This is a genomic window from Gemmatimonadales bacterium (genome assembly GCA_036265815.1).
Lineage (GTDB): Bacteria > Gemmatimonadota > Gemmatimonadetes > Gemmatimonadales > GWC2-71-9 > CAVVWJ01.
The window spans coordinates 1-5,958 of record DATAOI010000007.1; the positions used below are offsets into that span (position 1 = coordinate 1).

5 protein-coding genes are annotated in these 5,958 nt (G+C 68.7%); all 5 read left to right on the forward strand.

All coding sequences use genetic code 11. The features are described from left to right. On the forward strand, positions 1 to 1,918 hold a 1,918-nt coding region (locus VHR41_01170), incomplete at its 5' end, for a hypothetical protein (GenBank protein HEX3232775.1). Then, positions 1,915 to 3,255 carry an MFS transporter gene (locus VHR41_01175; GenBank protein ID HEX3232776.1) on the forward strand — a complete coding sequence of 447 codons (1,341 nt, stop codon included), beginning with the start codon at positions 1,915 to 1,917 and terminating at the stop codon, positions 3,253 to 3,255. The genes VHR41_01170 and VHR41_01175, both read left to right, overlap by 4 nt. Further along, complete coding sequence (locus tag VHR41_01180; protein HEX3232777.1) at positions 3,252 to 5,546, forward strand: protein kinase; 2,295 nt, start codon at positions 3,252 to 3,254, stop codon at positions 5,544 to 5,546. The genes VHR41_01175 and VHR41_01180 overlap by 4 nt, the downstream gene beginning before the upstream one ends. After that, entirely contained in the window at positions 5,543 to 5,689 is a 147-nt protein-coding gene (locus tag VHR41_01185; GenBank protein ID HEX3232778.1) for a hypothetical protein, read from the forward strand. The genes VHR41_01180 and VHR41_01185 overlap by 4 nt, the downstream gene beginning before the upstream one ends. Before the next feature lie 44 nt (positions 5,690 to 5,733). Further along, a partial coding sequence (locus VHR41_01190; GenBank protein HEX3232779.1) for a protein kinase occupies positions 5,734 to 5,958 on the forward strand: 225 nt, incomplete at its 3' end.

Sequence of the window (5,958 nt, forward strand, 5' to 3'; positions counted from 1 at the left end):
GACCTACCGGGGCAATGTGGCGCCGGCGGTGGAGACCATCGTGCTGCGCTGCCTGGAGAAGCATCCGGCCGATCGGTGGCAGAGCACCAGCGACCTGGTCACCCAGCTCGAGCCGCTCGCCACTCCCAGCGGCGGGATGACCCCGATGGCCACCAGGCCATTGGAGGCCCGCTCCGTCGCGCGGCGTCGATCGCTCGCCTTCGGAGCCGCGGTGGCGGCCCTCGTCCTCGTCGCCGCCGCGCTCGTCTTTGCCTTCACCCGCCCCGCGCCGCCCCTGCAGTTCGGGCACCGCACTCAGGTGACGCTCACCGCCGGCGTCGAGGAGATGCCCGTTCCCTCGGCCGACGGCAAGTCGGTCGCGTATGTCGCCTTCGCCCCGGGCGATACGGCTGATCGACTCGAGCTTCGGCGGGTCGAAGGTGGGAGTGCCATCGTCCTGGGCACCCGGATGAGTCCCTTGAGCTGGTCACCCGACGGCTCGCAACTGCTGACCGGCAGCCCCCGAGGCCTCCAGGTCGTTCCCGCGCTCGGCGGCACCCCGCGACTGCTGGTACCTCGCGGTCTTTTCGGTGGGTGGTCGCCTGATGGAAAAGCGGTGGCCTACGTCATGGGGGATTCCCTGCTGGTCCGGCCCGTGGCGGGAGGGCCGCCTCGTCTGATCACGCGGAGCCTGGACCCGAACGAGCTCGCGTGGTCTCCGGATGGCAGGTGGCTCGCCTTCGTGTCCGGCAATTCGGCCTATCTGACGGACTGGAACGTCGCCACCAGCAGCATCTGGCTGGTGGACGCGGGAGGTGGCGTTCCCATCCGACTCACGGCGGGTGATCACACCAATGCCAGTCCGGCCTGGATCTCCAACCGGCGCCTCGTGTTCGTTTCCGATCAGGATCGAGGCCGCGACATCTACCAGCTCGACCTCCGTCGCGACGGCCATCCCGTGGGCGCGCCGCGCCGGCTGACCACCGGCCTCAACGTCTCGCTGATTGCGGTCTCCGCCGACCGGAGCCGCCTGGCCTATTCGGTGGCTCGGATCCGCTCCAACATCTGGCGCCTGCCGCTCCCCGCGACCGGCACGGTGTCGGCCCGCTTCGCCCAGCCGGTGACGAGCGGCGAGCAGAACATCGAGATCTTCGCGATCTCAGACGACGGACATTGGCTGCTGTTCGACTCCGACCGCGCGGGGCTTCAGCAGATCTTTCGCATGCCGCTTCCGGGAGGAAACATCGAGCAGGTCACCGACGACACCTTTCCGGCGTTTGCTCCTCAGCCCTCGCCGGACGGCAAGGAGTTCGCGTATCACAGCATCGGTCCCAAGGGCTATCGACGGGTCTTCGTCAAGCCGTGGGACGGTGGCACGCCGGTGGCCGTGTCACCCGAGATGGATGGCGACGCGATGGGCCCGGTCTGGTGGCCGGATGGCTCCCGTCTCACCTGGTGGTTCGTTCCCAACTACGGCGGGAGAGCGCCCGGCCGATTGATGGAGGCCTCGCGTACCGGCGGCGGTTGGGGGAAGCCTGCGCCGTTGACGGCAGCGGGTCCGGCGGCTGCGAGCATCCACTTCTCCATCAATCGCAAGGAGTTCGTGGCCTACGACACGGCCCGAGGGCTGGTGGTCGGCTCCACTGCTGATGATCGACTGCGGACCCTTCTCCCGGTCTCCGGCATGGAGGAGTCGACCGGCAACCCGATCTGGGCGGAAGACCGGCGGAGCGTGCTCCTTGCGTTCCAACACGCAGGGCAGTCCCAGATCCGCGAGATCCCGGTGGCCGGTGGCGCACCTCGCGACCTGGTCAGCTTCGACGGTCCGGTGCAGCGAAGCGGTAAGGGTACCATGGTCGAGCGGGGAGGCCAGCTGTACTTCACCCTGGGCGAGAACGAGAGCGATCTCTGGGTGGTCGAGCTGGAGGGCTCCCGGTGAGCGCCCGTCCCAGCCACGTCCGCTGGAACATCCTCGCCCTGCTCGTGCTCCTGAGCTTCGTGGCCTACCTGCTCCGCACCAACATGTCTATCGCGGGCGCCCGGATGATGGGAGACCTGGGCTTCACCCAGGTGCAGCTCGGCTGGGTGCTGGCGGCCTTTGCCTGGGGGTATGCCCTCTTCGAGCTGCCCGGCGGGCTGCTGGGCGAATGGCTGGGCGGCCGGAAGGCGCTCACCCTCGTCGCGGTGCTCTGGGGCCTGCTCAATCTGCTGGTCGCGTTCATCCCCGGCAGCTCGGCCGCGGGGCCGCTCGCGATCGTCATCACGCTCGCGGCCCTTCGCTTCCTCATGGGGGCGGCGCAGGCGCCGCTGTTTCCCGTCCTGAGCGGTCACACCATCGCACGATGGTTTCCGGTCACTGGATGGGCACTCCCGAATGCCCTCACCAACACGGGACTTACGCTGGGCGCCGCGGCTACCGGGCCGTTGATCGCCTGGCTGATCCTGTCCGTCGGATGGCGCGGGTCGTTCGCGCTCACGGCGCCCGTGGCGTTCCTCTGCGCGGGCGTCTGGTGGTGGTACGGACGAGACCAGCCCGTACAGCACTACGCGGTGAGTGCGGAGGAGATCGCGGTCATCGACGAGAACCGCCCCGCGGCCGCAGGGGTGAGCGAAGTCCGCGGCGCCTGGAAGGTGGTACTTCGGAACCGGGAAATCGCCCTCATCACCGCGAGCTACTTCTTCCAGAATTACATCTTCTACTTCTTCTTCAACTGGCTGTACATCTATCTGGTCGAGGTCCGGAAGTTCCAGGAGCTTCAGGGCGGTTGGCTCGCCGCGGCTCCCTGGGTCACCGGGGCATTCACCGCGGCACTCGGCGGCTGGATGTGCGACCGGCTCACCCACAGGCGCGGCATCCGAGTGGCCTGTCGCTTCGTCATCATGATCGGGCTCCTACTGTCCGGCGGCTTCCTCCTGGCGGCCGCCACCGCAGTCGGCCCCTATGTGGCCGTCTTCTATCTCTCGCTATGCCTGGGCACCCAGCAGTTTACTGACAGTGCCTATTGGGCCGCGGCCACGTCGGTGGGCGGGCGGCATGCACCCGCCGCCTGCGGGGTGATGAACACCGGCGGGAACGTGGTCGGAGGCGTCGTGGCGCTGCTGGTGCCGCTCACGGCGCGGACGCTGGGGTGGCCCATCGCGCTCGGCACGGCGTCGCTGTTCGCACTGGTCGGCGCCGTCCTCTGGGTTTGGATCCGGGCGGACCGAACGATGGATGAGGCGGTCGGCCACTCACCCGCGATTGCCGCCTCGCCGGCGCGGTTGGTCGGGTCGTGAACCGGCCGCTCGAGCATCTGACCAGCGCGCTCGCCCAACGCTACCGGATCGAGCGCGAGCTGGGCCGCGGCGGCATGGCCACCGTCTATCTCGCGGACGATCTCAAGCACGAGCGCAAGGTCGCACTGAAGGTTCTGCGTCCGGATCTCGCCGCCACGCTCGGCACCGAGCGGTTTCTGAGTGAGATAAGAACGACGGCAAAGCTCAATCACCCGCACATCCTGGCGCTGTACGATTCAGGCGAGGCCCAGGCTGAAGGACCCGGTCAGCCCACGCTCCTGTACTACGTGATGCCATTCGTGGATGGGGAGTCCTTGCGCGACCGTCTGGCCCGCGACAAGCATCTCCCGGTGGACGAGGCCCTCCGAATCGCGAGCGAGGTCGCCGACGCCCTGGTCTACGCCCATGCGCACGACATCATTCACCGCGACATCAAGCCGGAAAACATCCTGCTCCAGTCGGGCCATGCGGTCGTGGCCGACTTCGGCATCGCCCGAGCGGTCTCGGCGGCAGGCTCGGAGCGCATCACCCTGACCGGCCTGGCGCTGGGCACGCCGGCGTACATGAGCCCGGAGCAGGCGGCGGGGGAGCGCGATGTGGACGGGCGAAGCGATCTGTATGCGCTCGCCTGCGTCCTGTACGAGATGCTGGCCGGCGAGCCGCCATTCACCGGCCCCACGCTCGACTCCATTCTGGTGCAGCGTTTCACCCAGCCGCCGCCGAGGCTGCGGGTGAAGGTGCCCCACATCTCGAGCGGCGTCGATGCCGCGCTCTACACCGCCATGGCGCGGGCTCCGGAGGATCGCTTCGCCACGGTCGAGCGCTTCGCCCAGGCGCTGATCGCGAAGAACGGACCCACCGACGCCGGAGGCCACGAGCGCTCGATCGCCGTGCTGCCGTTCGCGAATATGAGCGGGGATCCGGAGAACGAGTATTTCTCCGACGGCATCTCGGAGGAGATCATCAACGCCCTGACACAGTTGCCTCGGCTTCGCGTGGCGGCCCGAACCTCGTCCTTCTCCTTCAAGGGCCGAAACGCGGACCTCCGCACCGTTGGCGAGCAGCTGAACGTGACTACCGTGCTCGAGGGCAGTGTGCGCAAGGCCGGCGATCGCCTTCGCATCACCGCCCAGCTCGTCAACGTGGCGGACGGTTATCACCTCTGGTCCGAGCGCTACGATCGCGAGCTGACCGACGTGTTTGTGATTCAGGATGAGATCGCGCTGGCGATCGCCGGCAAGCTCAAAGTGACACTGGGCGTCGGCGAAGCCTTGATACGGCCACCCACGGAAAACCTCGAGGCGTACGAGCTGTTCCTCAAGGGGCGCGCCCTCGCCCGGCAGCGGGGCTCGGCCCTGCTGCGTGCGGTCGAGTGCTTCGATCAGGCGCTCAGGCTTGACCCGGCATTCGCCCCGGCGCACGCCGAGCTGGCGGAGGCGCTGTTGCTGCTCAGCCTCTACGGTTTGGTCCACCCATCGGAGGTCTACGCGCGTGCGGCCGCCGCGACAGAGCGAGCATTGGCGCTCGACTCGAGCCTGGTGGCCGGCCAGCTCGCCCTGGGGCTCCTTTCCCTCATGGGAGAGTTCGACCGCGAGAAGGCCGCCGCAGCGTGGGCTCGCGCTGTCGAGCTGGACCCAACCAGCCAGGACGCCAGGGCCCTTCGGGCACTCTTCGATTGGTGTTACGTGCGGGGCGACCACGACCGGGCGCTCCCGGAGCTGCGCGCGGTCGTCGAAGCTGACCCCCTGAGCGCCCACGCTCGGGCACAATTGGCGCTGGCCCTGGCGTGGAACCGGCAAGCGGAGCTCGCGGCGGCGGAGTCGGAGCGTGGGATCGAGCTGGACCCGACGGCCTTCTACCCTAACTGGACACGGCTCCACGCGCTCGCGCTCGGACCGGGAGCGGCGGAGGCGGTTGAGATCGGGCGCTCGATGCTGTCGCGATTCGGCCGCCATCCCTGGCTCATGATGGGGTTGGCCCTGGCGCATGGCGCCACACGGCGGCCGGAGAAGGCCGACGCGCTGTATGCCGAGCTCTTCGCTCGGTCGCGAGGCGAGTACGTCCAGCCGGCGGTCCTCACGGTGGCGGCCCTGGGCGCTGGCCGCCGAGCCGATGTGCTCCGGCACGTTGCCGAGGCGGCCGAGGTGCGGGATCCGCTCTTTGCCCTCATCGCTCCCCAGTGGCCTGGGTATGATGCGCTGCGGACTGACCCCGAGTTCGTATCGGTGCTGCGCCGGTTGCGATGGGACCGCCCGATGAAGCCGGGCAAACTGGAAGCTGGGGTCGCGTGACCGGGGCGTACGATCACCTCGTCACCGCCCTCGCGGACCGGTATCGGATCGAGCGCGAGGTCGGCCGCGGGGAATGGAGCGAGCTGGCCGGGCAGCGGAGGCGGCGGCACCGCGCCATTACCCGCCTCGTCCCGGCCGGTTAGCTTCTTGTCGAATTGCCATTTCACACTCAGCCCGAATGCCCCCGATGACTCAGGCGTATGACCGCCTGGCCGCCGCTCTGGCCGAGCGCTACGTGCTGGAGCGGGAGCTGGGGGCGGGGGGCATGGCCACGGTGTATCTGGCCGAGGACGTGCGGCATCGGCGCAAGGTGGCGGTCAAGGTGCTCCGCCCCGAGCTGGCGGCCAGCATGGGCCCGGACCGCTTTCTCCGGGAGATCGAGATCGCGGCCCAGCTGCAGCACCCCCACATC